At 70.6% G+C, this 23,590-nt stretch carries 23 protein-coding genes and 1 pseudogene; 9 read left to right on the forward strand and 15 right to left on the reverse strand.

Going from position 1 to position 23,590, the window contains the following annotated elements; all coding sequences use genetic code 11:
- Positions 1 to 1,625, forward strand: a 1,625-nt coding sequence (locus VF092_05855) for an ABC transporter substrate-binding protein (protein HEX6746803.1), incomplete at its 5' end; no start/stop codon positions are given.
- A 50-nt stretch (positions 1,626 to 1,675) separates the two neighbouring features.
- Complete coding sequence (locus tag VF092_05860; protein ID HEX6746804.1) at positions 1,676 to 2,629, forward strand: hypothetical protein; 954 nt, start codon at positions 1,676 to 1,678, stop codon at positions 2,627 to 2,629.
- A gap of 81 nt (positions 2,630 to 2,710) precedes the next feature.
- On the opposite strand, the gene VF092_05865 is transcribed toward VF092_05860, so the two are convergent.
- From VF092_05865 to VF092_05880, 4 genes are all read right to left on the reverse strand, one after another.
- Complete coding sequence (locus VF092_05865; protein HEX6746805.1) at positions 2,711 to 2,968, reverse strand: hypothetical protein; 258 nt, start codon at positions 2,966 to 2,968, stop codon at positions 2,711 to 2,713.
- Positions 2,969 to 3,107: 139 nt separating this feature from the next.
- Positions 3,108 to 4,577: an amidase family protein gene (locus tag VF092_05870; GenBank protein ID HEX6746806.1), complete on the reverse strand. Its 1,470-nt coding sequence runs from the start codon at positions 4,575 to 4,577 to the stop codon at positions 3,108 to 3,110.
- Between the two features lie 230 nt (positions 4,578 to 4,807).
- Positions 4,808 to 6,097 (reverse strand): histidine--tRNA ligase, encoded by a 1,290-nt coding sequence (hisS, locus tag VF092_05875; GenBank protein ID HEX6746807.1) that lies wholly within the window; start codon positions 6,095 to 6,097, stop codon positions 4,808 to 4,810.
- 268 nt (positions 6,098 to 6,365) lie between these two features.
- The gene (locus VF092_05880) at positions 6,366 to 6,905 is read right to left on the reverse strand and encodes a hypothetical protein (protein HEX6746808.1); all 540 of its coding nucleotides are present in this window, start codon (positions 6,903 to 6,905) and stop codon (positions 6,366 to 6,368) included.
- Between the two features lie 132 nt (positions 6,906 to 7,037).
- Between VF092_05880 and VF092_05885 the strand changes: the two genes are divergently transcribed.
- From VF092_05885 to VF092_05910, 6 genes are all read left to right on the forward strand, one after another.
- Complete coding sequence (locus VF092_05885; protein HEX6746809.1) at positions 7,038 to 7,562, forward strand: hypothetical protein; 525 nt, start codon at positions 7,038 to 7,040, stop codon at positions 7,560 to 7,562.
- A gap of 198 nt (positions 7,563 to 7,760) precedes the next feature.
- Positions 7,761 to 8,000 carry a hypothetical protein gene (locus VF092_05890; GenBank protein ID HEX6746810.1) on the forward strand — a complete coding sequence of 80 codons (240 nt, stop codon included), beginning with the start codon at positions 7,761 to 7,763 and terminating at the stop codon, positions 7,998 to 8,000.
- 23 nt (positions 8,001 to 8,023) lie between these two features.
- Positions 8,024 to 9,097, forward strand: coding sequence for a BF3164 family lipoprotein (locus VF092_05895; GenBank protein ID HEX6746811.1), 1,074 nt, complete (start codon positions 8,024 to 8,026; stop codon positions 9,095 to 9,097).
- Positions 9,098 to 9,227: 130 nt separating this feature from the next.
- Positions 9,228 to 9,509 (forward strand): hypothetical protein, encoded by a 282-nt coding sequence (locus VF092_05900; GenBank protein HEX6746812.1) that lies wholly within the window; start codon positions 9,228 to 9,230, stop codon positions 9,507 to 9,509.
- Between the two features lie 27 nt (positions 9,510 to 9,536).
- Complete coding sequence (locus tag VF092_05905) at positions 9,537 to 9,854, forward strand: hypothetical protein (protein HEX6746813.1); 318 nt, start codon at positions 9,537 to 9,539, stop codon at positions 9,852 to 9,854.
- A 272-nt stretch (positions 9,855 to 10,126) separates the two neighbouring features.
- Positions 10,127 to 11,374: a DUF4157 domain-containing protein gene (locus VF092_05910; GenBank protein ID HEX6746814.1), complete on the forward strand. Its 1,248-nt coding sequence runs from the start codon at positions 10,127 to 10,129 to the stop codon at positions 11,372 to 11,374.
- 302 nt (positions 11,375 to 11,676) lie between these two features.
- Here VF092_05910 and VF092_05915 read toward each other — a convergent pair whose 3' ends face one another.
- From VF092_05915 to VF092_05945, 7 genes are all read right to left on the reverse strand, one after another.
- Entirely contained in the window at positions 11,677 to 13,872 is a 2,196-nt protein-coding gene (locus VF092_05915; protein ID HEX6746815.1) for a glutamine synthetase III, read from the reverse strand.
- 48 nt (positions 13,873 to 13,920) lie between these two features.
- A complete protein-coding gene (locus tag VF092_05920) occupies positions 13,921 to 14,430 on the reverse strand; it encodes an Lrp/AsnC family transcriptional regulator (GenBank protein ID HEX6746816.1) in 510 nt (169 codons plus the stop codon).
- 309 nt (positions 14,431 to 14,739) lie between these two features.
- Positions 14,740 to 16,230 carry an MATE family efflux transporter gene (locus VF092_05925; protein HEX6746817.1) on the reverse strand — a complete coding sequence of 497 codons (1,491 nt, stop codon included), beginning with the start codon at positions 16,228 to 16,230 and terminating at the stop codon, positions 14,740 to 14,742.
- Positions 16,231 to 16,585: 355 nt separating this feature from the next.
- Entirely contained in the window at positions 16,586 to 16,894 is a 309-nt protein-coding gene (locus VF092_05930) for a hypothetical protein (GenBank protein ID HEX6746818.1), read from the reverse strand.
- Positions 16,895 to 17,070: 176 nt separating this feature from the next.
- On the reverse strand, positions 17,071 to 17,688 hold the full coding sequence (locus tag VF092_05935; protein ID HEX6746819.1) for a protein-methionine-sulfoxide reductase heme-binding subunit MsrQ: 618 nt from the start codon (positions 17,686 to 17,688) through the stop codon (positions 17,071 to 17,073).
- A 29-nt stretch (positions 17,689 to 17,717) separates the two neighbouring features.
- Positions 17,718 to 18,641 carry a protein-methionine-sulfoxide reductase catalytic subunit MsrP gene (gene msrP / locus VF092_05940; protein ID HEX6746820.1) on the reverse strand — a complete coding sequence of 308 codons (924 nt, stop codon included), beginning with the start codon at positions 18,639 to 18,641 and terminating at the stop codon, positions 17,718 to 17,720.
- Positions 18,642 to 18,826: 185 nt separating this feature from the next.
- A complete protein-coding gene (locus VF092_05945; GenBank protein ID HEX6746821.1) occupies positions 18,827 to 19,531 on the reverse strand; it encodes an NAD(P)H-binding protein in 705 nt (234 codons plus the stop codon).
- A gap of 339 nt (positions 19,532 to 19,870) precedes the next feature.
- Between VF092_05945 and VF092_05950 the strand changes: the two genes are divergently transcribed.
- A complete protein-coding gene (locus VF092_05950; GenBank protein ID HEX6746822.1) occupies positions 19,871 to 21,595 on the forward strand; it encodes a glycosyltransferase family 39 protein in 1,725 nt (574 codons plus the stop codon).
- Between the two features lie 79 nt (positions 21,596 to 21,674).
- On the opposite strand, the gene VF092_05955 is transcribed toward VF092_05950, so the two are convergent.
- The 4 genes and pseudogenes from VF092_05955 to VF092_05970 all read right to left on the reverse strand — a co-directional run bounded on the left by VF092_05955 (position 21,675) and on the right by VF092_05970 (position 23,590).
- On the reverse strand, positions 21,675 to 22,028 hold the full coding sequence (locus tag VF092_05955) for a DUF5615 family PIN-like protein (GenBank protein HEX6746823.1): 354 nt from the start codon (positions 22,026 to 22,028) through the stop codon (positions 21,675 to 21,677).
- The gene (locus VF092_05960; protein HEX6746824.1) at positions 22,025 to 22,258 is read right to left on the reverse strand and encodes a DUF433 domain-containing protein; all 234 of its coding nucleotides are present in this window, start codon (positions 22,256 to 22,258) and stop codon (positions 22,025 to 22,027) included. The genes VF092_05955 and VF092_05960 overlap by 4 nt, the downstream gene beginning before the upstream one ends.
- 131 nt (positions 22,259 to 22,389) lie before the next feature.
- Positions 22,390 to 23,232 (reverse strand): zinc metalloprotease HtpX, encoded by an 843-nt coding sequence (locus tag VF092_05965; protein HEX6746825.1) that lies wholly within the window; start codon positions 23,230 to 23,232, stop codon positions 22,390 to 22,392.
- Positions 23,233 to 23,438: 206 nt separating this feature from the next.
- Positions 23,439 to 23,590, reverse strand: a pseudogene (locus tag VF092_05970) (transposase).

Here is a 23,590-nt window from a genome sequence, read left to right on the forward strand (position 1 = left end):
GCGCCCGCTTCATCCCCGCGCTGCTCCTGTCGCTCGCCGCGTGCACGGCCGACACGCACACCTCGCCCGAGGCGGCTGAGGTGCCACAGGCGCAGCGGTACGGCGGAACGCTGGTGATCGGCGCCAACAGCGACATCGGCGACATCAGCCCCATCACCTGGCACGTGCAGAACGCGCTGTACATGCAGCAGTTCGTGCTCTTCACGCCGCTGATCACCTACGACGCGCAGCTCCGGCCCGTCCCGCGGCTGGCGAAGAGCTGGGAGGTGAACGCCGACACCACGCTGCTGACCTTCCACCTGCGCGACGACGTGTGGTGGCAGGACGGCGTCCGCACCAGCGCGTACGACGTGAAGTTCAGCGTCGACATGGCCCGCGACCCCGGGACCGGGTACATCTACGCCGGACTCTGGCAGTTCTACGGCGAGGCGGAGGCGGTGGACTCCTTCACCTTCCGCATCCGGCTGCGCCCGCACGCCGAGTTCATGGACGTGTGGCGGCAGTTCGCGCCGGTGCCCGAGCATGTGCTGCGTGGCGTGCCGCCCGAACGGATGGCGGGGCATCCGTTCGGCACGCAGCGGCCCGTCGGCAACGGCCCGTTCCGCTTCGTGTCGCGCGCGCCGGGGCAGCAGTGGGTGTTCGAAGCCAATCCCCGCTGGCCGCAGGAGCTGGGCGGGCGGCCGTACGTGGACCGGCTCGTCTACCGCGTGATCCCCGAGCCCGCCACGCTGCTGACCGAGTTGGAGACGGGCGGCATCGACCTGTATCCCGGGATGGCGCCGCAGTTCGCCGCGCGGATGAAGGCGTCGCGGCGCGCGCGGCTGGTGGACTTCCCCGACCTCAGCTACGAGCAGATCACCTGGAACGAGCGCCGCCCGCCCTTCGGTGACGTGCGCGTGCGGCGGGCGCTGTCGATGGCGATCGATCGCCCGCGGCTGGTGGAGGCGGTGCGCGCGGGATACGGCCGCGTGGCGAACTCCACCGTCGCGCCCGAGATGTGGATGCACGACCCGCAAGCCGGCGCGGACCTGCGCTACGACACCGCGGCCGCGCGCCGGCTGCTGGCGGAGGCGGGGTACGAGGACCGCGACGGCGACGGGATCGTGGAGTCGGCGGACGGGCGGCCGTTCCGCTTCACGCTGAAGGTGGCGCACGGCAACCGCGAGCGCGCCGACATCGCCGAGATCGTGCAGGCCGACCTGCGGCGGATCGGCGTGGGCGTGGAGGTGCGCGAGGTGGAGTTCAACACGCTGCTGGCAAACGCCAGCGACGCGCGCAAGCGCGACTTCGACGCGATGGTGCTGGGATGGAAGCCCGAGTTCCATCTGGACGACTCGGACGTGCTGGCGTGCAGCAAGCGCGACAAGCCGCTGCAGTTCAGCGGCTACTGCAACCCCGAGGTGGACCGGCTGATGGACTCGGTGCAGATCGTGGCCGACCGCCGCGCCGCGCTCCCGCTGTGGTCGCGCTACCAGCGCCTGATCGCGCGCGACCGGCCGCTCACCCTGCTCTACTACAGCAACCGCCTGGTGGGGATCAGCCGCCGCGTGCAGGGCGTTGCCCTCGACGCGCGCGGCGACTGGGTGGGCGTGGAGCGGTGGTGGCTCGAGCCGCGTGGGCGATAACCATGTCCTGAGACGATCCGCTGGAGTGACCGACAACTGGTGGTGGTGTGATGGACCCGAAGCTCCAGCGCGTGCTGGACGACCACGACTTCGTCCAGGCGAACACGGAGGATTTCCGCATCGAGGGGCTGTGGGCGAAGGCGCTCCGCGGGATCTCGGACGCGCGGCTGCCGGGGCACGGCCTGAAAGGCGCACGAGGCGATGGGGATCAGCTCGGGCCGCCGTCATTGCCCGTCCGCAGAAGGAGATGTAGGCTGTTGCAGATGTTTCTCCCGCTGCTTCTCCTCCGCGTCCCGCGCTCGATCCTTCCCCGCCCCACCTGGAGGATGACGATGCCCGTGAAGTCACCGCCCGCGTTCGTCGCGGCGATCATGGTTCCGCTCGCGCTGGCGATCGCCGCGGGCTCGGCGCTGGCGCAGGACGAGGTGACGGTCGACGCCGCCATCGTCGCCGGGCTGCAGCCGAAGCTCGACCGCTTCACCGCGACGCTGTCTCCCGCGGGGCAGGCGATCTGGAGCGAGGTGCTGGCGTGCGCCGCCGCCGCCCCGGCCGACGATCCGTCGGAGAAGAAGCTCCCCGCGATCTACTTCCACTACTCCGTCGCGTCCCCGCGCGACGTGGCATCGGGGCAGGCGTCCGGCCGGCGCACGGCGTCCGCGGTGCCTGCGACATTGAGCCACGCCGCCACCGGGCCCGCGGAGCGCGGCATCATCCTGCAGAACCAGGTGCAGCAGCCGTGGATCGTCGTGCAGGGCGGGATCGTCGTGCAGGGCGGCCGCACGGCGAGCGGGGGCGACGTGCGCGCCTTCAACCAGCAGCTCGCCGCCTTCGCCGCCACGCTGGCGCCGCAGGAGCAGGCCACGCTCGACTGGCTGATGGACCGCGCCGCCCGGGCCTCCGGCGTGCGGCAGACGATGCAGACGCAGGTCCGCCTCTCGCAGGCGCTGTGGGCCGGCGACACGCCGGCGGCCGGCCGCTCGCAGAAGCTCAAGTTCCGCCCCTGAGCGGCGAGATCGCACGAACGACGACGCGGGGCCGCGGCTGGGATGCCGCGGCCCCGCTCGTTCATCGATCTCCACGCTCCGTCAGACGATCACGCAGCAGTTGGGGGCGCTTCCCGTGTAGCACGCCGTGTAGGCCGACGGGCACCCGCGGTCGCAGGTGAGGCAGATCGTCCGGTCGCACTGCGTGTCCCAGCTCACCGGCGCGGGCGCGAACACGTTGTCGCCGGGGATGGGCTCCAGGAAGTCGTGCGCGCGCACCGTGCCGGGCCGGGCCTCGGCGGCCCCGGCCACGAAGGTGTCCACCCGCAGCTTGTCGAGGGCGAGCGTCAGCTTCTTCATGCATCCTCCATCGCGTAGTTTGGGGAGAGTCCCGCCAGGCCGGCAGTTCCATCCCAATCCTACGCACTCACATCCCGACGCACAATGCAAAAGATTTTCAGGGGATGCAGATGAATCGCCCCTGACAGGCCACCGAGCGTCAATCGAGGTCCGGTGGCGCGCGGAAGCCGCCTGTCAGCCGCTCGATCACCTTCGCGACGGCGAGCACGCCGGCGTCGTCCCAGCGGCGGCCGACGACCTGGATGCCGATCGGCAGTCCCTCCTCCGAGCGCCCCGCGGGGAGGACGACCACGGGCGCGCCCAGCATCGCCACCATCGACGCCCACGCGCCGAGGGCCAGCGAGTACGACGTCTTCCGCCCGTCCACCTCCACCCGCGCGCCCGTGCGGCGGTGGGTGATGGCGGGCACGGCGGCGACGGGGCAGATCCATGCGTCGCAATCGCCCATGAACGCGTCGAAATCCCCGCAAAAGCGATCCCGCCGGTCGAGCGCGAAGAAGTAGCGCTTCGCGCTGAACGCCATCCCCCGCCGCAGGCCGCGCGAGAACGGTCCGCGCCCGAACTGCACCTGCGCGCCGAAGCGCATCGGCAGCGCCGCGTACATCGGCAGCGCCACGCCCGTCTCGAAGCCGTTGATCTCGCCCCACGTCACCAGCGCGTCCGTGCCGTCGATCGCGTCGGGCGCGCGCCGCTCCATCCGCGCGCCCGCGCCCTCCAGCTTCGCGGCCACGAAGCGCAGCGTCTCCGCCGTCGCGGTGGAGACGGGGTAGCCGCCGAACGCGTCGGTCCACGCGATGCGCAGCGATGCCGGATCGCGCGGCGGCGCCGGCTCGAACGGCACCGGCGGCGCGTCGGGGAAGGCGGGATCGGGGGCGACGAGCAGCCCCATCGCCAGCTCCAGGTCGCCGACCGAGCGGGCGATGGGGCCATAGGTGCAGATGTGACGCAGCGAGTAAGGGATACCGGGGAAGTGCCCGTGGCCGCGGCCGGAGACGCGCGTCTCCGTCGGCTTCATCGCGATCACCCCGCAGAAGTGCGTGGGGACGCGGATGGAGCCCGCCGCGTCGCTCCCCAGTTCCAGCGCGCTGAAGCCCGCGGCGATGGCGGCGCAGCTTCCGCCGCTGCTGCCGCCGGGCGTGCGGCGCGGGTCCCACGGGTTGCGCGTGCGGCCGTAGAGCGGGTTCCAGCACTGCCAGTCGTACGAGCCCAGCGGCGCGTTGGTGATGCCGAGCACGATCGCGCCCGCGCCGCGGATGCGCCCCACCGCGAAGGCGTCGCCGCGCGGCGTGTTGCGGCGCATGGGCGGCCACCCGAAGGTGATGCGCATCCCCGCCACGTCGTACACGTCCTTGATGGTGACGGGCACGCCGTGCAGCGGCCCCCAGCTCTCCCCGCGCGCGAGCGACGCGTCGGCCTCCCGCGCGCGCACCAGCGCCTCCGCGTCGTGCAGGTCCACGACGGCGTTGAGCCGCGGATTGAGCGCGTGGATGCGCTCCACGCACGCGCGCACCGCCTCCACCGCCGTCAGCGAGCCGTCGCGGATGCGCGCCGCGGTCTCGACGGCGGTGAGATAGTGGATGGGGGTGGATGGGGCGGCGGGGACGGGCATCGCGATTCAGGACATGGATTCGCGCGGCCGCCGGCTCCCCCCCACCCCCGGCCCCTCCCCCACGAGGGGGGAGGGATGGGGGAGGGGAGACCTCAGCGCGGCAGCCTGACTCGGCGCTGAGTGCTCCCCCGCCCCTGCGAAGCGGGGGAGGGGGCCGGGGGGAGGGGGCCATCCGCGGCGGCGCGAGACGGCGCCGCCGATACCGCAGCCTCCCCCCGCGCTGAGTACATCTACCGCTTCTCCCCCAGCAGCTCGGCGATGGGCACGCGGCGCTCCTCGCCACTGGCGAAGTCCTTCACCGCGGCCACGCCCTGCGCCACCTCGTCGGGGCCAAGCGTGATCACGCGGCGCGCGCCGGCGGCGGAGGCGTTCTTGAACTGCTTGCCGACGCCCTGGTGCCGCAGCCCGTACTCGACGGACCACCCCGCGTCGCGCAGCCCGTGCGCGAGCGACAGGAGCGCCTCGCGCTGCTCGGGGGCGATCGCGACGATGTAGTAGTCGACCGCGTGCTGCGTCGACGGAAGCAGGCCGCGGTCGGACAGGAGCTCGCGCAGCACCACGTCGCCCATCCCGAAGCCCAGCGCGGGCATGTCGAAGCCGCCGATGGTCTTCAGCAGGTTGTCGTAGCGCCCGCCGCCGCAGATGGCACGCAGCTCGCCGCGCGCGTCGAACAGCTCGAACACGATCCCCGTGTAGTACGCCAGTCCGCGCACGATCGACAGGTCGAAGCGCACGTAGTCGCCCAGTCCCATCGCCCGCAGCTGCGCGAAGTAGCCGGCCATCCGCTCGATCTCGGGCGCCACGCCCTCGGTCTGCCCGTACGCCGCGCTCACCGCATCGAAGTCGCGGTGCTGGAAGATGGCGAGCACCGCGTCGGCCACGTCGGCCGAGACGCCGACTTCCTCGTTGAGGCGCTTGACCATCACCTCGCGCGGATCGCGCTCCAGCTTGTCGACGATGTTGTAGGCGATCGTCAGCCGCTCCTCGGGAATCCCCACGTGCAGCAGGAGCGCGCGAAGCAGACGGCGATCGGACACGCGCGCGACGAAGTCCTGCTCCGTGAGGCCGAGGACGCGGAGGATGTCGATCGCGACGGCGAGGAGCTCGGCGTCGGCGGAGACGTCTTCCTCGCCCAGGATATCCATGTTGAGCTGGAAGTGCTCGCGCAGCCGCCCGCGCTGCTGCCGCTCGTAGCGGAAGAGCTGGGGGATGGAGAACCACTTGATGGGCTTGCGCAGCCCCCCCGCGCGCGCGCCGGCCATGCGGGCCAGCGTGGGCGTCATCTCGGGCCGCAATGCGACGTCGCGCCCCCCCTTGTCGGTGAAGTTGTAGAGCTGCTGCACGATCTCGGGGCCGCTCTTCTCGATGTACAGCTCGAGCGGCTCCAGCGGCGGGCCGTCGTACTCCTGGAAGCCGTAGCGGCGCGCCACCTCGCGCCATGCGGCGAAGATATGCGCGCGGACGGCGAAATCGTCCGGGTAGAAATCCCGGAATCCCGGTAATGCCTGGAAGGTTGCCATGGGGCGGGAAACTAGGCGGGGAGCCGCGAAAGTGCGAGGGGACGCGGGCGGCATTGCGACGGGCGGCTGAAGCCGCGGCTGGAACATTGGAAAGCCTCGCAAACCGCGCGAGGCTTCAACTGCAGGTGGACGATTCGGCGGCGCCGATCTCCGCCTGACGTGCGGAAGCCTGCCTCGCAGCCTGCGAAGCAGGCTTCCCAATGTTCCAGCCGCGGGTTCACCCGCCCGTACAACCTCGTGGGTACGGCCATGTATCCCCCCGTGAGCGTCAATCCACCGCGAACGCCAGCTCCATCGCCTCGCCAGGTTGCAGCGCGTGCCAGCGCGCCTGCACCTCGTCGCGGAGCCGGCGGATGCGGCCGAACTCGTCGGCGGTGACCACGCGCGGCGGCGGGAGATCGTGCTGGCGGCAGTAATCGGCCAGGTGCTCGTTCAGCGCGGCGGCGCCGGCCTCGTCGTCGCCCGCGTGGTCGCGCGCGAACATCCCGAACGAGCCGGCGCTCACCTCGCCGAGCAGCGCGTCGGAGACGTTCGGCATCGGGCCGCGCGGCCACGGCTGGCCGAAGTCGGTGAACTCCCACCCGTCCGCCATCATCCCCCAGAACGCCTGCCGCAGCCCCAGCACCGTCTCGATGGCGTAATGCGTCAGGTCGTGCAGGGGGAAGAAGGCGCTCTGCCGCTGCCACGTCACCGACCCGTCGCGGCGGGTGATGCTCAGCACCGGCGTCCCGTCGCGCTTGAGGGCGAAGCGGAGCGTGGCCAGCGGCTGCGTGGCCGTCGCTTCGGCCGCTCGTTTCCGTGTCTTCATGGGGATGAAGGGTAATGGCGCGGACGAACGATTCCAACCTCTCCGCACCCCGCGCACCTTGCGATGCGCTCCGGCGGATGGCACGTTCCCGCGCTGCGTTTTCAGACCCGATCCGACCACACGAACGACGCCATGGGCCACAGCATACATCTGCAGCCGGACGAGCTTTCCCGCCTGGTCGTCCAGGCCGCCGCCAACGCGCAGGACGAGGGCTTCTGGAGCGGCGCGGGCTCGGCGGCGGACGACGCCGCGCAGCACCTGACCCGCTACCTGGGCCTGATGGTGGGCGGCGACAACGACGTCAGCCCGCACGAGCTGCGCATCTTCTGGCAGATCTGCACCGCCGCCACCGGCCGTGAGGCCAGCGACGAGGAGCTGCTGGCATCCGTCGGCGAGGCCGTGCGCGTGGCCGACGACCCCGACGCGGTGGAGGAGTTCCTGCTGACCACGCCGCCGTTCCTGCGCGCCGTCATGGCCATGGACCAGGCACGCGGCACCCGCAACGCCGAGCAGGTGGTCACCGCGCTGAGCGGCCTGGCGCTGGCCATGCTGGCCGCCGACGGTAAGGCCGAGGTGGAGGAGGACGCCGTGTTCACCACCCACCTCACCCATCTCCGCAACGAGCTGCAGAAGCTGGGGCTGGTGGCGGAGGATTGAGCGAAGGCCCGTCACCGCCCCTCAGCGTCAATTCACGTTCAGTCATCAAACCCGGGGAGCCTGCCCGAATGCGCGGGCTCTCTGAGCGTTTAGTCCACTTAAACACCTTTAAAGACTTTATTGACAGCAGCCCGATCTCCCTCTACTTCTTTGGTGGAGGAGGCGGCCGTCACGAACTCATCTCGAAGCGAGGGCATCATGGACCGGATCCTGACGCGGGTGCTCTTCGGTATCGCGGTAGCCTGCCTGGCGGCGACAGCGCCGATCAAGACCACACGTTCCGGGACGCTGACGCTCAACCAGGCCTGCGCGCAGACGCATACGCCCGACCAGGGCGGCGGCACGTGCTGCCCGGAGCAGGACTCGATCTGCATCGTCGACGCGCAGCCGTTCCAGCACTACTACTTCAAGGAATCCGGCAGCTGCAAGGGGAGCTGACTCCCACCTTACCGCCTCCCTCCATGCACCTGATCTCTAGACTGGCGGCGCTCGGGATCTGCGCGGCCGCCGTGGCCGCCTGCCAGCGCGCCGAAAGCAGGTCGGCCGAGCCGGACGCGATGCCGACCGGCGAGGTCGCCTACCAGGACCCGCATCTCGGGCGGTCGGCGGCGCTCGCGATCGCGGGGCCCTATCTCGTGGTGGCCGACGACTATGCCGACTCCGTGGTGCAGATCGTCGACCGGCGCTCCGGCCGGCTCGTGCGGTCGTTGGGGCGCAAGGGTGCCGGTCCCGGCGAGTTCAAGGCGCCGTGGCGGTTCGCGAGCCCCGCCGGCAGGCCGGGCGAGCTTTGGCTGTATGACATGGGCCTCATGCGCCTGACCCGGATCCCGCTCCCGAACGATGCGGGTGCCGGAGCTCAACGGATCAGCATCCCCCTGCCGCAGCTTCCGCTGACCGCGCCCGTGTGGGCGGGCGATTCGCTTCTCTTGAGCCCCGGCATCTTCGGAGCGTCGGCGCGGATTGCCCGGATCGCGCCGTCGGGGCGACTGATCGGCTACGCGGGACCTCCGCCGCCGGGGCCGTCCTCCACGCCGATGATGGTGCGGCAGCACGCATATCAGGCGACGGCCGCCTTCAGCCCCGCGCGTGGGCTCCTGGTGCTGGCCGACCGCCACGCGGACCGGCTCGAGCTGTACCGCAACGACGGAACGCCGGTGCGCACGATCGTCGGCCGAAACGGGTTTGCCCCCGTCTACGCCGTCGGGACGCACGGTGGCGCTCCCGCGATGGTCACCGGCGAGAACCTCCGCTTCGGCTACGTGGACGTAGCCGCCACGGGCGATGCGATCTACGCGCTGTACTCCGGCCGCACCCGCCGCGAGTTTCCCGGCCGCGCGAGTCTTGCCGGCGAGGTGCACGTCTATGGCTGGGACGGTAGGCTGCGCCGAATTCTCCCGCTGGACGCAGACGTCTCGCGCATCGCCGTTGATTCCGCCGCGGCGGAGCTGTACGCGGTGCGCAGCGAGCCGACGCCCGCCGTGCTGCGCTATCGTATCCCCGCTGAGCGGCGCGCCGCGCACGGCTTGTCGCATTAGCGGCGGAGGTACGTGAATTCCCTTCTCCGCTCCCATCTCCTGACATAATCTTTCACCACACCCTCATCATCGCCGCGCTCCAGGCTCCGGACGCGCGGCCGTGCCGCATCTCCGTCTCTGGGAGGCACGCATGCGCAAGATCAAGCTCGACCTCGACGCGCTGTCGGTGGACTCGTTCGTCACCGCGGCATCGGGCGGCGTGGGAACCGTGCGCGCCCGGGCCGATCTCGGCCAGTTCGAGGCGCTGGACATCCCCCGCGACAGCTTCAACAACATCTGCGATACCATCATCATCGCGCCGCCGCGCACGCAGGCGGCCACGTGCCCGGTGACCTGCCAGGGCGACACCTGCATCATCACCTGCATCACCGCGTGCAGCTGCATCACGCTCCCGTGCGCCGGCTGCGCGTGACTCCACTCGAACCGGAAGAGGCGAACCATGAAGAAGATCCGGCTGGACCTCGACGCGCTGGCGGTGGAGTCGTTTCCGACGCACGCCCCTGAAGACGCGGGAACGGTGATCGCCGCGGCCGCCATCGGCGGCGCGGTACCGGGGACGTATCCCAACTGCTCGGAGATCGACGCGTGCCCCAGCGCGTGGAACTGCACGCTGAACGGCACCTGCTACGATCCCACCTGCGCCCAGGCCAGCACCTGCTGGAAGACGTGCGCCGCCACGTGCCCGAACACCTGCGCGAACACGTGCCCGCAGTCGTGCTACGCGCCCGCCTGCTCCGGCCCGGTCTGCGCGGCCTAGCCCTTTGCCGCGCTTGCCGCTGACACGTCTGGAACGAGACCGCTCGGCAGGAGCGGTCTCGTTCCGACGGCGACACGATCGGGGAATTCCTGCCGCGCCTCGCGCCGTTCCTGCGCGCCGGACGGGGCGATCCTATCGCGCAACAAAACCATGTCGTGGCGGCGCGAAACGAGTATCATGGGTGAGATGAGAACGCCGGCTTCATGAACGCTCTCCAGATCTTCATCGCCCATCCCCTTCAATAAGGCGGAATCAACGCCGGGAGGTGCGCCATGCTCCTCGATCTGCTGTCTCTCGATCCTCCCGTCCACCACCTGCAGCCCGGTCCCATTCCCACGCGCTGGCGGGCGCCGTTCGAGCGCTCCTTCCAGCGCGAGCTCTCGCACGTCATGGTGGAGATGGGACCGGCCGCCGACCGCCGGCTGGCGAGAACGGGCGCGATCGCGCAGGCGGTGGATGCCTCGACGGTCCTCGTCTCGACCACGCTGGCGGGCAAACCCGCGGAGCGGCTGCTGCCGGTACTGGGGCACGAGCTGGCGCACACCGTCCAGTTCGGCCGCGGCGGCGCGAGCGACGGCGTGGCGGCGCTCGAAGCCGAGGCGTGGCTGGCGAGCCGGCGGGCACTGGCCGGGCTTCCGCATCGGGTGCGCGGGCGTGCGAGCGCGCCGCTCTGCGCCACCGCGCTGATCGACGTGGGCGCCCACCCGATGGCGCCCGACTTCTATGAGCGATTCAAACTCGAGCCGCTGGCGGGCGGCAACCTGCTGCATATCGACCGCACGGTCAGGCTGCGCGGCGTCACGCTCGAGGGGCTGCTGGACTGCATCATCCAGAACGGGACGGGCGATTACCTGATCGTGGTCCACGGCACCTCGTTCGGGCTGTACATCCCGCTCACCCGCGACAGTGGCCCGGTAAAGGGCGATGGTGACGTGATGGCACTGCTGGACAGCGCGCGCTCGGACAAGGAGACCGCCGAGGTACTGCTGTTCCGGGACCCCGGCGGAGAGGGCGCGGAGAAGGTCCGCACGCTGCGCAAGAAGGCCGCGAGGGTGAAGGCGCTGAAGCTGCACCGTCTGGAGCTGCGCGCGTGCAGCGTGGGTGGCGGCCCGTCGCTCATGATGCGGATCAGGGACTTCTTCGGTGCGCAGGTCCTGGGAGCCCCGGACATCGGCGATGCGTACTCCCCGCTCAACCCGGACCACCCGAATCCGGACCTCGCCCACCGCGCCGCCTGGTGCGAGAAGCGGCCAGGCAGCCGGATCTACGAGGTGGCTCCCGGCGGCTGGGTGACCCTCGGGGTCAGGCAGGTGACACAGACGAGCTTCCAGCTCGACGGACTGAGCGACCGGAACCAGTCGGTGGGCACCTGGGCCGGCACTCACCTGGCCCTGTCGCGCTTTCCCGTCCAATACCCGGGAGGCCCATTGCCCGTGCATGCGCTCTTCGAACGCCACGCCACGTATCCGCTGATCTTTCCGGGCGAAGAGGGATATGCGGGGCACATCCGGCACACGTAGCTCGCCGGACCGACGAACTGTGCATTCAGAGGAGGATGTCATTCCGAACGGGCCGGCGGTTGGCGGCTCCATGAGGAATCTATAATCCGCACACGAGCGACAGGCGGCCTCTCGCTCGTATGCGGGCGATAGATTCCTCGGGCTGCAGCCAACGGAGTAGACGCAAGATCGGTCTGACCGCCCTCGGAATGACAGCCTTCGCGGTGTGCACAGCCACCTTCCAGACCGGTATCACATGAAAGGCCGCCCCCCCCATCGGGAGCGGCCCTTCGCGTTTCCATCTACTCCGGCCTTCTACCGCGTCATTTGATGAACAGCATGTCGCGGTAGGTGGGCAGCGGCCAGTAGCTGTCGGGGACCACCTTCTCCAGCCGGTCCACCACGCCGCGCACCGCGGTCATCGCGGGGATCACGTGGTCGCGCATGTGGTGGCTCTTGCTCTCCACGCTGTCGCCGCCGAGCTCGGCGTTCTGCGCCACCAGCTCGTCGAGCGTGGTGCGCAGCTCGTCCACCAGCCCGTTCACCTGGCGGATGGTGTCGAGCACGCCCTTGCACGGCAGCCCGATGTCCTCGGCGCGCTCGGCCGAGGCGAGGAGGTCGTTCAGATAGTGCACCGCCGCCGGCAGGATCATGGTGCTGGCGATGTGCTCCGCTGTCTCGCCCTCGATGTTCACCGTCTTGAAGTACTGGTCGTACGCCACCTCGATGCGGCTCTCCAGCTCGCGGTGGCTGAGCACGCCGTACTTCGCGAACATCCCCGCGTTCTTCTCGCTGTCCAGCGTCTCCAGCGCGTCGAGCGTCGTCCGCAGGTTGAGGAGGCCACGCGTCTCCGCCTCCTTGTGCCAGTCGTCGCTGTAGCCGTCGCCGTTGAACACGATCCGCTTCACCCGGCGGATCTCGCCGGCGATCAGCTTCGACAGCGCCTCCTCGAACTCCGTCCCGTTCTGCAGCTCGGCTTCGAGCATCCCGCACAGCTCGTCGAGCGACTCGGCCATGATGGTGTTCAGCACCGTCGCGGGGAACGAGACGGACTGCGACGAGCCCAGCGCGCGGAACTCGAACTTGTTCCCCGTGAAGGCGAACGGCGACGTGCGGTTGCGGTCGCCCGCGTGCTGCGGGAGATGCGGGAGCACCGGCGCGCCGAGGCCCAGCAGCCCGCCCTCCTTGCTGCTCGAGGCGGACCCGTGCTGCTCGATCTGCTCGAACACGTCGGTCAGCTGCTCGCCCAGGAACACCGACATGATGGCCGGCGGCGCCTCGTTGGCGCCCAGGCGGTGGTCGTTCCCCGCGTAGGCCACCGACGCGCGGATCAGGTCCTGGTGCTTGTCGACCGCGCGCAGCACCGCCGTGCAGAAGAACAGGAACTGCATGTTCTCGTGCGGCGTCTCGCCCGGCTCCAGCAGGTTGGCGCTGTCGGTGCCCAGCGACCAGTTCAGGTGCTTGCCGCTGCCGTTGATCCCCGCGAACGGCTTCTCGTGCAGCAGGCACACCATCCCGTACTTCCGCGCCACGCGCCGCAGCGTCAGCATCATCAGCTGCTGGTGGTCGGCGGCGACATTCGCGTTCTCGTAGATGGGCGCCATTTCGAACTGCCCGGGCGCCACCTCGTTGTGCCGCGTCTTCACCGGCACGCCCAGGCGGTACAACTCGCGCTCCACCTCCATCATGAACGCCAGCACCCGGTCGGGGATGGAGCCGAAGTAGTGGTCCTCCAGCTCCTGCCCGCGCGGCGGCTTGGCGCCGACCAGCGTGCGTCCCGTCGTCACCAGGTCGGGGCGGCGGTAGAAGAACTCCTGGTCGACCAGGAAGAACTCCTGCTCGGGCCCGCAGGTGGCGTTCACGCGCGGGGTTTCGACGCCGAACAGCTTCAGCGCGCGGCGGGCCTGCACGTCGAGCGCGTTGATGGAGCGCAGCAGGGGGATCTTGGTGTCGAGCGCCTCGCCCGTCCACGACGCGAAGGCCGTGGGGATGGAGAGATAGCACCCCGCCGGCGTCTCCACGATGAAGGCGGGAGACGTCGGATCCCACGCCGTGTAGCCGCGCGCCTCGAAGGTCGCCCGCAGCCCGCCGGAGGGGAAGGACGACGCGTCGGGCTCGCCCTGGATCAGCTCCTTCCCCGCGAACTCGGCGACGGCGCCGCCGCCCGCGTTCGGGGTGATGAAGGAGTCGTGCTTCTCGGCCGTGCTGCCGGTGAGCGGCTGGAACCAGTGCGTGTAGTGGCTGGCGCCCTTCTCCACCGCCCATTCCTTCATGGCCAGCGCCACCACGTCGGCCACGGAGGGATCGAGCGGCTCGCCCTTGTCGATGGTGCGGACCAGCGCCTTGTAGACCTGCTTGGGAAGGCGGGCGCGCATCTCCGCCAGCCCGAAGGTGTGCTCGCCGAAGATCGACTCGATGTCGGTCACGCCGTTGCCGTTCGGCTCCGCGCCGTTGCGCGCCTCGGGCTCCCACCCCTTGGCGGCGGCCAGGGCATCGAATCGTGCGTTCAGCTTGGGCATCTGTGGTCTCGTGTTCGGGGTGAAGGGTGGTCTCTCGTCCGTCCTGTCTCACGCGCCGGCGCCGTTGCCCTGCGGGCCGCCGGCCGGCGGGCGCGAGGCCACTGCCAGCGCGGCGGTCTCCTTGATCGTGCTCAGCACGATGCTGGTGGTGGTCCACTGCACTCCCGGCCAGCTCTGGATCTCGGCCAGCAGCGCCTCGAGCGTGGAGGTGCTGTCGGTGCGGATCTTCAGCAGGTGGCTGCCCTGCCCCGTCACCGAGTGGCACTCCAGCACCTCGGGGTGCGCGGCCACGCGCTGGCGGAACTCGGGGTAGTACTGCGACCCGGCGATGCCGGTGAAGATGAACGCCGTCACGTCGCGCCCCAGCAGCTTGGGGTCGACCACGGCGGTGAACTGCCGGATGATCCCGCGCTCCTCGAGCTTCCTCACCCGCTCGCCCACCGCGGGCGAGGAGAGCCCCACCGCGATCGCGAGGTCGTGCTGCGAGGTGCGTCCGTGCTGCTGCAGCATCTCCAGCAGCCGGAGGTCGATTTCGTCAAGCCGGGCGGCGCTGCTCACCTTACGTTCTTAGCTGGCGTTTATCTCGGACTTAAGATTCGAAAACAATACCGCCACTCGACTTGAGATGCAAGGGCAAGGCCACGATTCACCGGCAGATGCAGCGTAAGTCCTTTCCGTGCAGGAGATTAGGATGTTCGCGCAGGGCGGATGAGATCTGTTCGTTCACCATCTTCCCCAAACAACAATCACACAGAGGACACAGAGGAGAACAGAGGGGCACAGGGGACCGCGATGGGTTCTCCGTGCCTCTCAGTTCCCTCTGTGTTCTCTGTGTGAAAATCTAGATCGTCGGCCGTCGAGCAAGTGCTAGTCACCAGCGACGGGAGCGGCCACCTGCGCCGCCATCTCCGCGCCGGCGATCTCCGTCTCCGCCGGCGACGGCCGGGCGGCGACGGCGGCCAGGGTGGGCGACCAGAGCACGCGGCGCACCCGCCACATCAGCGTAATCCCCACCACCGCCAGGGAGATGGTGAGCCCCGACCACACGCCCACGTGGCGGAGCGGCGTGTGGAAGCCGAGCACGTACCCGACGGGAATCCCCACGCCCCAGTAGCCCAGGATGGTGATCCACATCGGCACGCGCGTGTCGGCCGCGCCGCGCAGCAGGCTCAGCGCCGTCACCTGCGCGCCGTCGAACACCTGGAAGAGCGCCGCCATGAACAGCAGCGACGTTCCCACCGCCACGATCCCCGGATCGCTCGTGTAGAGCCCGATCAGCTGCCGCGGCACCAGCAGGAACGCCAGCGCGCACGCCGACATGAAGCCGAGCGCCACCGCGTACGTCCCCAGCGCCGCGCGCCGCACGCCGCGCCGGCTGCCCGCGCCCAGGTGGTGGCCCACGCGGATGCCGCCCGCCGCGCTGGCGCCCACCGCCACCATGAAGGTCGACGAGGCGATGTTGATGGTCACCTGGTGCGAGGCCAGCTGCACCGGGCCCATCCACCCCATCATCACCGCGGCGAACGAGAAGCAGCCGATCTCCGCCCCCAGCTGCATGCCGATGGGCGCGCCGATGGCCGCGATGGCCCGCATCCGCGCCGGCACCGGCCGCAGGCTCACCCCGCGGAAGGGCGAGAGCTCGGGGTGGCGGGCCACGTACGCCGCCATCGCCGCCAGCATGGCGCAACGCACGAACGACGTCGACAGCCCCGACCCCACCACGCCCAGCGGCGCCACCACCCCCGGCACGCCGTGGATCAGCACGCGGTTGCCGATCACGTTCAGCGCCACGCCCACGAACAGGATGGTCATGGCCACGCGCGTGCGCCCCATCCCGTCGAGGTACTGGCGGAAGGCGCCGAACAGCATCAGCGGCAGCACGCCGGGCGCCAGCGCCACCATGAAGCGTCCCGCCAGCCGCGCCACCTCGGGGTCCTGCCCCAGCCAGCGCGCCACGGGTCCCCCGGCCAGCGACAGCGCCGTCACGGGGATGGAGACGAGGATCGCCAGCCACAGCCCCTGCACCGCCACGCGCCGGCACGCCTCGCGGTCACCCGCGCCGAAGCTCTGCGCCACCAGCGGCGTCATCCCCATCAGGATGCCGCTGAAGGTGACCAGCGAGGCGAAGTGGAGCCCCGACGCCAGCCCGGCGGCCGCCAGCGACGCGGGGCCGAGCGGCGCCACCATGATGGTGTCGGTGGTGGTCATCGCCACGGCGCCGAGCTGGCCCACGATGATCGGGCCGGCCAGGCGCAGCAGCGCGCGGATCTCGTGCGCCAGCAGCATCCTCCCGCGCCGCCGCCGTCCCGGCGAAGGCCCCGCGTGCGGCCGCGGCCGCCTCATCGTCGTCGTTCCCATGATCTCCCCGTCCCTTTCCCGTTTATCTCGTTGGTATATTTGATGTTGAGCCTGCGAATGTCATCCTGAGGGAGGCGCCGAGCCGCCCTGTCCTTCCCCACCGAATCCTGGCGCCGACCGAAGGATCTACTCTCCGCCGAGCGAGGTTGGTCTCGATGCACCCGGCCGGGCCTCGCTCATACCGATGCAAGATCCTTCGGGAGCGCCAACCATCGGCGTCGACGAGAGTTGCGTGCGGCGCTCCCTCAGGATGACATCGTCCTCTCCGCCGCTTCCGTCCCACGCCACCCAAAAACCAGAGGGCCCCGCGGATGTGGTCTCCGCGGGGCCCTCGCTTTGTCCGTCCGGCGTCGCCTCAGTTGCGCTCCTGCGCCTGCTGGGCGGCCTGGATGGCCAACAGCTTGGTGTCGCCGGCGGAAATCAGGGCCTCCGCGAAATCCTGCCGCTCCTCCAGGAGGCTCAGGCGGCTGTCGATGGAGACCAGCAGGTCGCGCATGCGGGTGACGTCCTGCGGGTCGGCGTTGGCCGCCCGCAGCTTCTGCTGCGTCATCACCTCCAGCAGCGCGCCCAGGCGCTTGGAGATGGGACGGAGGATCAGCACGCCCCCGGTGGTGACGATGGCAGTGACCATCACGGTCAAAATGACGATGTCACCCGAAGTCATGGACGCTCCCTGGGTGGATTCGGGGGCCGGTGCGGCGGATTCCGCGTCGGCGGCCTGGGGCGCGGCACGGCCGTGGCCGCGCGACACCCCTTTCGCAAACGTATTCTGAATCGCCGGATCGGGCAATGGCTTTGGTCGGGAGACGGGCGAGGGATGGCCGGATGCGGCCGGTGCGCTCACGCGGCGGTCGCGTCGGAACGCACGGGGATGGACGCGCGGCGCGGCGTCTTCTTCCCCCTCCTGAGCCAGACGGGGACGCGGACGGCGAAGAGGACGGCGAGCACGGCGGCGTAGATCAGGGGCTCGCTCACGTCCTTCTTCACCGCCCAGAGGAAGTGGACCACGCCGAGGAGCGCGGCGGCGTAGACGAGGCGATGCAGCTTCACCCAGCGCTTCCCCAGGCGGCGGATGCTGGCCTTCGTCGAGGTGAGCGCGAGGGGGATCAGGAGGCAGAAGGCGGTGAAGCCGGCGGTCACGTAGGGATGCTCCGCCACGTCCTCGACGATGTACGCCGGCGCGAACGCCTGGTCGCCCAGGTAGATGAAGAAGTGCAGCACCGCGTAGAAGAACGCGAACAGCCCCAGCGGCCGCCGCGCCGCGATCATCCCGTTCCACCCCGTCAGGCGCCGCACCGGGGTGACGGCGAGGGTGGCGAGAAGGAGCGTCAGCACCGCCTTCCCGGTGCGGTGGGTGATGTCCTTCACCGGGTCCGCCTCGAGCGTCCCCGTCAGGATGGCGACCGCCAGCAGCGCCAGCGGCAGAAGCCCGCCGATCCAGACGGCGGGCTTCAGCACCTTTTCCAGCGCGCGCTCGAGCGAGGGGCTCAGAAGAACCTCCGCAGGTCCATCCCCCGGTAGAGCGAGGCGACCTGGTCGGCGTAGCCGTTGAAGGGGAGCGTCGCCCGGCGCTTGAACCAGCCGTCGCCGATGCGGCGCTCGCGCGCCTGGCTCCAGCGCGGGTGGTCGACGGCGGGGTTCACGTTGGCGTAGAAGCCGTATTCGTCGGGCGCGGCCAGGTTCCACGCCGTGCGCGGCTGCTCGGCGGTAAAGCGGATGCGCACGATGGACTTGATCGACTTGAACCCGTACTTCCAGGGGACGACCAGCCGCAGCGGCGCGCCGTTCTGCGCGGGGAGCGGCCGGCCGTAGATCCCCGTCGCCAGCAGGGCGAGGGGATGCATGGCCTCGTCCATCCGCAGCCCCTCGACGTACGGCCACTCGAGCACGCGCCGCCGCTGCCCGGGCATCTGCTCGGGATCGAGCAGCGTGGTGAATTCCACGTACCGCGCCGCGGGCCGCGGCTGCGCGCGGGCGAGCACGTCGCGCAGCGGCACGCCGTCCCACGGGATCACCATCGACCACGCCTCGACGCAGCGGAAGCGGTAGGTGCGGTGGACCGTCTGCCGCGCGGGCGCCAGGTCGTCGACGGCGTAGCGGCCGGGGCGCGCGCAGAGGCCGTCGACGGTGACCGTCCACGGGCGCACGCGCAGCTTGCCGGGCGCCTCGGCGGCGGGATCCTCCTTCCCCGTGCCGAACTCGTAGAAGTTGTTGTACGAGGTGATCTGCTCCCAGCTGTTGGGCGGGTCGCCCTGCGCGCCCTCGGCCGCGGTGCAGGCGGAAAGGAGCGACGGCGCCGCGATCCCCGCCACCAGCGCCCCCGCCGAGGCGATGAAGCGGCGCCGGTCGAGGTAGTCGCGCTCCGGCGTGATCTCGGACGACGGGATGTCGTCGGGCCTGCGGATCAGCATCTCGTCTCCTTGCTCGTCTTCACGAGAACCATCCCGTGTGGCCGCGCCGCTGGGGCCCTCTCCCTGGCTGCCCGGCGCGACCCGTCGCGCCCGGACAGCCTGTCCCTCCCCCAAAACCGACTGGGGGAGGGACGGGCTCGCTTCGCTCGTGACGCGCGAGGGAGATTCCTGTCGCGGGGCGAACGTTATAGCGCCGCGCCGGCGGGCGGGTTCCTCGCGGGGCGCGGCGCGGCGGCCAGGCGCCGGCGCGAGCCGCGGATCTCCGGCACCTCGACGATGCGAACGCCGGCGGGCGGGTTCTCCACGGCGTGCACGAGCGCGGCCACCATGTCGTCGAGCGTCGCCAGCCCCAGCCGCAGCGCCTGCCCGCGCGTGGCGGGAATGCGCTCCAGCAGCCAGTAGACCGGCGTCAGCGCGTACGCCCAGCGGTGGCCGGGGCCGAGCACGTACCAGGGGCGGACGAACGTCGCCGAGAGCCCCGCGTCGCGCACCATGGCCTCGCCCGCGATGCGCACCTCCTGGTACGCGCGCATCACCGACGCCGGATGCGCGACGCTCACGTAGACGAAGTGCGCCGCGCCCCCCGCCCGCGCCGCCGCGACCGACTCGCGCGCGGAGACGAGGTCCACGCGGCGGAACTCTGCCGCCTTGCGGGGACTGGGATGCGGCGTGCCGACCAGCTGCACGAAGGTGTCGCCCGGCCGCACCGCGCCGGCGAAGGTCGCGTGGTCCAGCGCGTCGCCGGTGACCGGCTCGGCGCCCGGCGGCAGCTTGGCCTCGCTGCCGCGGCGGACGAGCGCGCGGACGCGGTGGCCGCGCGCCAGCAGCTCCGCGACGAGCCGCCGGCCGATGTACCCCGTGCCGCCGGTGACGAAGACTTCGCGTGTCATGGAGATGGGCTCCGGGACAGAGAGAAGCGCCGTCTCTCCCATCTACCGCAACGGGTGAGATGGCGCGCGGTGGATGGAAGTTACGGGCGCGATGCGTGGATCTCTGCCGCTCCATACGCCGGCGCGGCCGCAGCCGGATCTCGCCCTGGCGATTGCGCCCGCTGTCGAGAGCCCGCACCATCCGTCGCGGTGCACCGACAGGCCGCGGCGGCGAGGGTGAGCGGATGCGTCGATTCGCGCGCGATCTCCGGTTACATTCCCGGGGTCCGCGACTTGCCCCGGGCGCGGCCGAACCCTTCCGTCGTCTCCCCGATCCCCTGCCCCGCCGCTTCCCCCGCGATGAGCACCGCCACACCGCCGACCCGCTCCGATCCGCAGACCGCCGCGCGCGATCTCCAGCCCCGTGACGGCGAACCGGCGTCGGGGCGTGGAGCGCGGGTGCTGCTCTGGCTGACGGTGCTGGGGGTGTGCGCCGGCGCCGGGCTGCGGATCTGGCTCTTCCTGCGCAACCAGTCGCAGTACTACGACGAGCTGATGCTCTCGCTGAACGTGGCGATGCGGTCGTACGGCGAGCTGCTGCAGCCACTGCGGCCCGAGCAGGTGGCGCCGCCGCTGTTCCTGTGGGCGCAGCGGCTGATGGTGGACCTGTTCGGGGTGAACGACCTGTCGCTGCGGATCGTGCCGGTGCTGGGCGGCATCGCCGTGCCGGCCGCCGCGGCGCTGGCCGGGCGGCGGCTGGGCGGATGGGGCGCCGCGTGCCTGTGCGCCTGGGCCACGGCGCTCAATCCCAACCTGCTCTTCTACTCCCTCTCCGGAAAGCCGTACGGCCAGGAGCCGCTGGTCGCCGCCGGCATCGTCCTGCTGACGGCCGCCACGCTGCGCGACCGCCGGCGCTGGCCCGCGCTCCTGCTGGCCGGCTGCGTGGCCGCGCTCTGGTGCATCCCCGTGCCGTTCATCCTGGCGGGCGCGGGCGCCGCGCTGGCGGTGGACTGGCTGCGGCGCCCGGACCGGCGCCGCGCCCTCGCGCCGCTCGCGGCGATGGCCGTGGCGTGGGCCGGAACCTTCGCCATCGTCTACCTCACCTCGTACCGCGACCCGCAGACCGCCGCGTACCTGCGGCGCTTCTGGGCGCCCAATTTCCCCGCGAACGCGGCCAGCGTGCACGACGCCGCGCTGCTGTTCGTGGACGGCATCGCCCGGCCGGCGGCGCTGCAGGGGCCGCTGGCGATGGTGCCGATCGCCCTCTACCTGGCGCTCTGCGCGCTGGGCGCGTGGGACCTGCTCCGGCGCCTGGGCGCGGCGTACGTGGCACTGCTGGCGGTGCCGGTGCTGGGGATGTACGCCGCGTGGGCGGCGGGGCAGTATCCGCTGGAGGTGCGGCTGGTGCTGTTCGCGCTCCCGCTGCACCTGCTGCTGGTGGCGCTGGGCGTGACCCGGCTCGGCCGCGCGCTTCCGCGCCGCGCCGGCGCGGCGGCCGTCGTCGCGGCCTGCGCGGTGCTGGCCGTGCTGCCGCTGCGCAACCTAGCCGAGTACCTGCGGGTTCCGCAGTTCGCGCGCTTCCGCCAGTCCATCGCCTACGTCGCCGCGCACCGCGCCCCCGGCGAGCCCGTGTACGTCTCGGCCACGGCGATGGTGACGTGGCTCTTCTACACGACCGACTGGCGGCAGCCGGAGACGGAGCGCACCCGGCGGATCTTCGCGTGGATGGCGGCGACGGGGCCGAACTCGGGGAACATGCCGAGCCGGCATGCGCCGGTGGTGCACGAGGGATATGACCGCGTGCTCGGCACCCCTCGCGGGCCCGAGCTGTTCGGCGTGGCCACCGGCTCCGAGACCTTCGTGGGGAGCCGCCGCACGCCGGCCGATCCGGGGTGGGGCGAGAACGAGACCGACCGCATCCGCCGGGCGGCGGGCGGCTCGACCGCCTGGGTCCTGCTGCGGAACTTCGACGCGCTCGACGCCGCCCTCCGCCGCGGCGGCGCCGTGGAGGTCGACCGCCAGGACGCCGGCGCCGGCTTCACCGTGCTGCGCGTGCGCTTCCCCCGGCCGCGCGGCGACGGCTGAGGGGATCGAGATGGGAGAAACGCGAGGGGGGCGCGGCTCGGCCGCGCCCCCTTGCTTACGTCCGGTCAGGGCTTTCGAGCTACCCGTGAATCAGCACTCCGGAACGACTGATCTCAACGAAGTCCGCGGTTCCGAGCGCGTCGACGATCACGGGGATGTTGAGCTTGAGAATCGACTCGAGTTCGCGGTTGGAGATGTTACCCGTCGAAACCAGAAGCAGCTTCTCGGGCCGGCGTTGAAGAAGATGGCTGTCGACGAAATCCGCGTCCTTCGTGATCACGATGCGGTTCTCGAGAAGCGACAGTTCGACGATGACCGCGTCGGTCGTTCGATTGGCTTCCGGGAGATCGAGCGTGTGGACCGCGTCATGTCCGTGCTCCCGCAGCAAGATGGCTATGCGACGCGGAAGCTGGGCGTCGACGACGAAGTTCATGCCGCGAGCGGCTCGATGCGCTTAACCCGGATGACGCGGGCCGCGTACTCCAGCACGGCCAGGATGTCGTCAGGCTCGAGATCCGGGTAGTCGTCCAGGATCTCGGCGTGCGTCATTCCTGAGCTGAGCAGTTCCAGGATCGTCTCGACCGGATAGCGCAGCCCCCGTACCGTCGGCTTCCCGTGGCAAATGTGCGGATCGATCGTGATCCGGCCGTTGGAGAGGTCCATATGTGCTCCCTCGTGTGCATCGTGGAGCTTCAAGTCTACGCGTGATCGCTGCGGATGGACAATGGGCGCGAATCAGCGAACGGGCGCGGCCCGGCCGCGCCCCCTCGCATTCGCATCATTCCCATCCGGCTTCACCGCGCCCCGGCGAGCGCCTCCAGCTTCGCGATGCGCTCCTCCATCGGCGGGTGGGTGGAGAACCACTTCGTGAAGCCGCCGCCGCGCACCGCCGCCAGCGGGTTGACCTGTGCCAGCGGCGCGACCGCGGGCGACACCTCCATGGGGATGGCGTGCGCGCCCATCTCCAGCTTGCGCAGCGCGCTGGCCAGCGACAGCGGGCGGCCGCTGATCTGCGCGCCCACGGCGTCGGCCTTGAACTCGCGCTGGCGGCTGATGGCCAACTGCACCAGCATGGCCGCCAGCGGCGCCAGGATCAGCATGGCGATCAGCACGAACGGGTTCACGTCGCGGTCGTCGTCGCGCCCGCCGAAGAAAAAGCCGAAGTGCGCCAGGTTGCTGATCGCGCCCGCCAGCGTGGCGGTGACGGTCATCAGCAGCATGTCGCGGTTCTTGATGTGCGCCAGCTCGTGCGCGATCACCCCCTCCAGCTCGTCGGGGCTCACCGCGCGCAGGATGCCCTCCGTCACGCAGACCACGGCGTGCTCGGGGTCGCGCCCGGTGGCGAACGCGTTGGGCTGCATGTGCGGCGCGACGGCGACCGTCGGCATCGGCAGCCCCGCGCGCTGGCGCAGGCGGTCGACCATGGCGTACAGCTCGGGCGCCTGCGTGTGGTCGACCACCTGCGCGCCGTACATCCGCAGCACCATCTGCGCGGACCCGAAATAGGCGAAGAAGTTCATCCCCGCCGCCAGCACCAGCGCGATCACCAGACCGCTCTGGCCGCCGATCAGGCTTCCCACCGCGCCCAGCAGGGCGGTGAGGCCGGCCATCATCAGGAAAACCTTCACGTTGTTCATAGTCTCGTCTCTCCATCCGGATGGTGGGTTCCGGAACCTTGAACTGCACCGGGAACTGCAACTTCGACGTCAGCGCAAAGTCCTAATACCAAATCCGGCTATACAGTTGACGCATTTGCGTCCGTGGGCCACCACCGGAAGCAGGTGGTACTTCGGATGATTTCGGTCTGCTCGCCGAGCTCGCAGCAACGCTTGCTCAGCGTCGCTTCGAGCTCGTCCAGCGACGCGAAGCTCCGGTTGGCCAGCGGCTCGTCGCAGAGCTCCCACAGGTGCTCGGCCGGCTGCAACTCGGGCGAGTAGGGTGGCAGCGGGACGAACTCGATCCCCTCCGGGCACTTCACCTCGCCCCCGCTGTGCC

It is taken from the genome of Longimicrobium sp., assembly GCA_036377595.1.
GTDB lineage: Bacteria > Gemmatimonadota > Gemmatimonadetes > Longimicrobiales > Longimicrobiaceae > Longimicrobium.

Bases quoted from the DNA above. Each gene is read 5' to 3' on its own strand.
- VF092_05860 (HEX6746804.1), top strand. From the start codon at position 1,676: ATGGACCCGAAGCTCCAGCGCGTGCTGGACGACCACGACTTCGTCCAG.
- VF092_05865 (HEX6746805.1), bottom strand. From the start codon at position 2,968: ATGAAGAAGCTGACGCTCGCCCTCGACAAGCTGCGGGTGGACACCTTC.
- VF092_05870 (HEX6746806.1), bottom strand. From the start codon at position 4,577: ATGCCCGTCCCCGCCGCCCCATCCACCCCCATCCACTATCTCACCGCC.
- hisS (HEX6746807.1), bottom strand. From the start codon at position 6,097: ATGGCAACCTTCCAGGCATTACCGGGATTCCGGGATTTCTACCCGGAC.
- VF092_05880 (HEX6746808.1), bottom strand. From the start codon at position 6,905: ATGAAGACACGGAAACGAGCGGCCGAAGCGACGGCCACGCAGCCGCTG.
- VF092_05885 (HEX6746809.1), top strand. From the start codon at position 7,038: ATGGGCCACAGCATACATCTGCAGCCGGACGAGCTTTCCCGCCTGGTC.
- VF092_05890 (HEX6746810.1), top strand. From the start codon at position 7,761: ATGGACCGGATCCTGACGCGGGTGCTCTTCGGTATCGCGGTAGCCTGC.
- VF092_05895 (HEX6746811.1), top strand. From the start codon at position 8,024: ATGCACCTGATCTCTAGACTGGCGGCGCTCGGGATCTGCGCGGCCGCC.
- VF092_05900 (HEX6746812.1), top strand. From the start codon at position 9,228: ATGCGCAAGATCAAGCTCGACCTCGACGCGCTGTCGGTGGACTCGTTC.
- VF092_05905 (HEX6746813.1), top strand. From the start codon at position 9,537: ATGAAGAAGATCCGGCTGGACCTCGACGCGCTGGCGGTGGAGTCGTTT.
- VF092_05910 (HEX6746814.1), top strand. From the start codon at position 10,127: ATGCTCCTCGATCTGCTGTCTCTCGATCCTCCCGTCCACCACCTGCAG.
- VF092_05915 (HEX6746815.1), bottom strand. From the start codon at position 13,872: ATGCCCAAGCTGAACGCACGATTCGATGCCCTGGCCGCCGCCAAGGGG.
- VF092_05925 (HEX6746817.1), bottom strand. From the start codon at position 16,230: ATGGGAACGACGACGATGAGGCGGCCGCGGCCGCACGCGGGGCCTTCG.
- VF092_05930 (HEX6746818.1), bottom strand. From the start codon at position 16,894: ATGACTTCGGGTGACATCGTCATTTTGACCGTGATGGTCACTGCCATC.
- msrP (HEX6746820.1), bottom strand. From the start codon at position 18,641: ATGCTGATCCGCAGGCCCGACGACATCCCGTCGTCCGAGATCACGCCG.
- VF092_05945 (HEX6746821.1), bottom strand. From the start codon at position 19,531: ATGACACGCGAAGTCTTCGTCACCGGCGGCACGGGGTACATCGGCCGG.
- VF092_05950 (HEX6746822.1), top strand. From the start codon at position 19,871: ATGAGCACCGCCACACCGCCGACCCGCTCCGATCCGCAGACCGCCGCG.
- VF092_05955 (HEX6746823.1), bottom strand. From the start codon at position 22,028: ATGAACTTCGTCGTCGACGCCCAGCTTCCGCGTCGCATAGCCATCTTG.
- VF092_05960 (HEX6746824.1), bottom strand. From the start codon at position 22,258: ATGGACCTCTCCAACGGCCGGATCACGATCGATCCGCACATTTGCCAC.
- VF092_05965 (HEX6746825.1), bottom strand. From the start codon at position 23,232: ATGAACAACGTGAAGGTTTTCCTGATGATGGCCGGCCTCACCGCCCTG.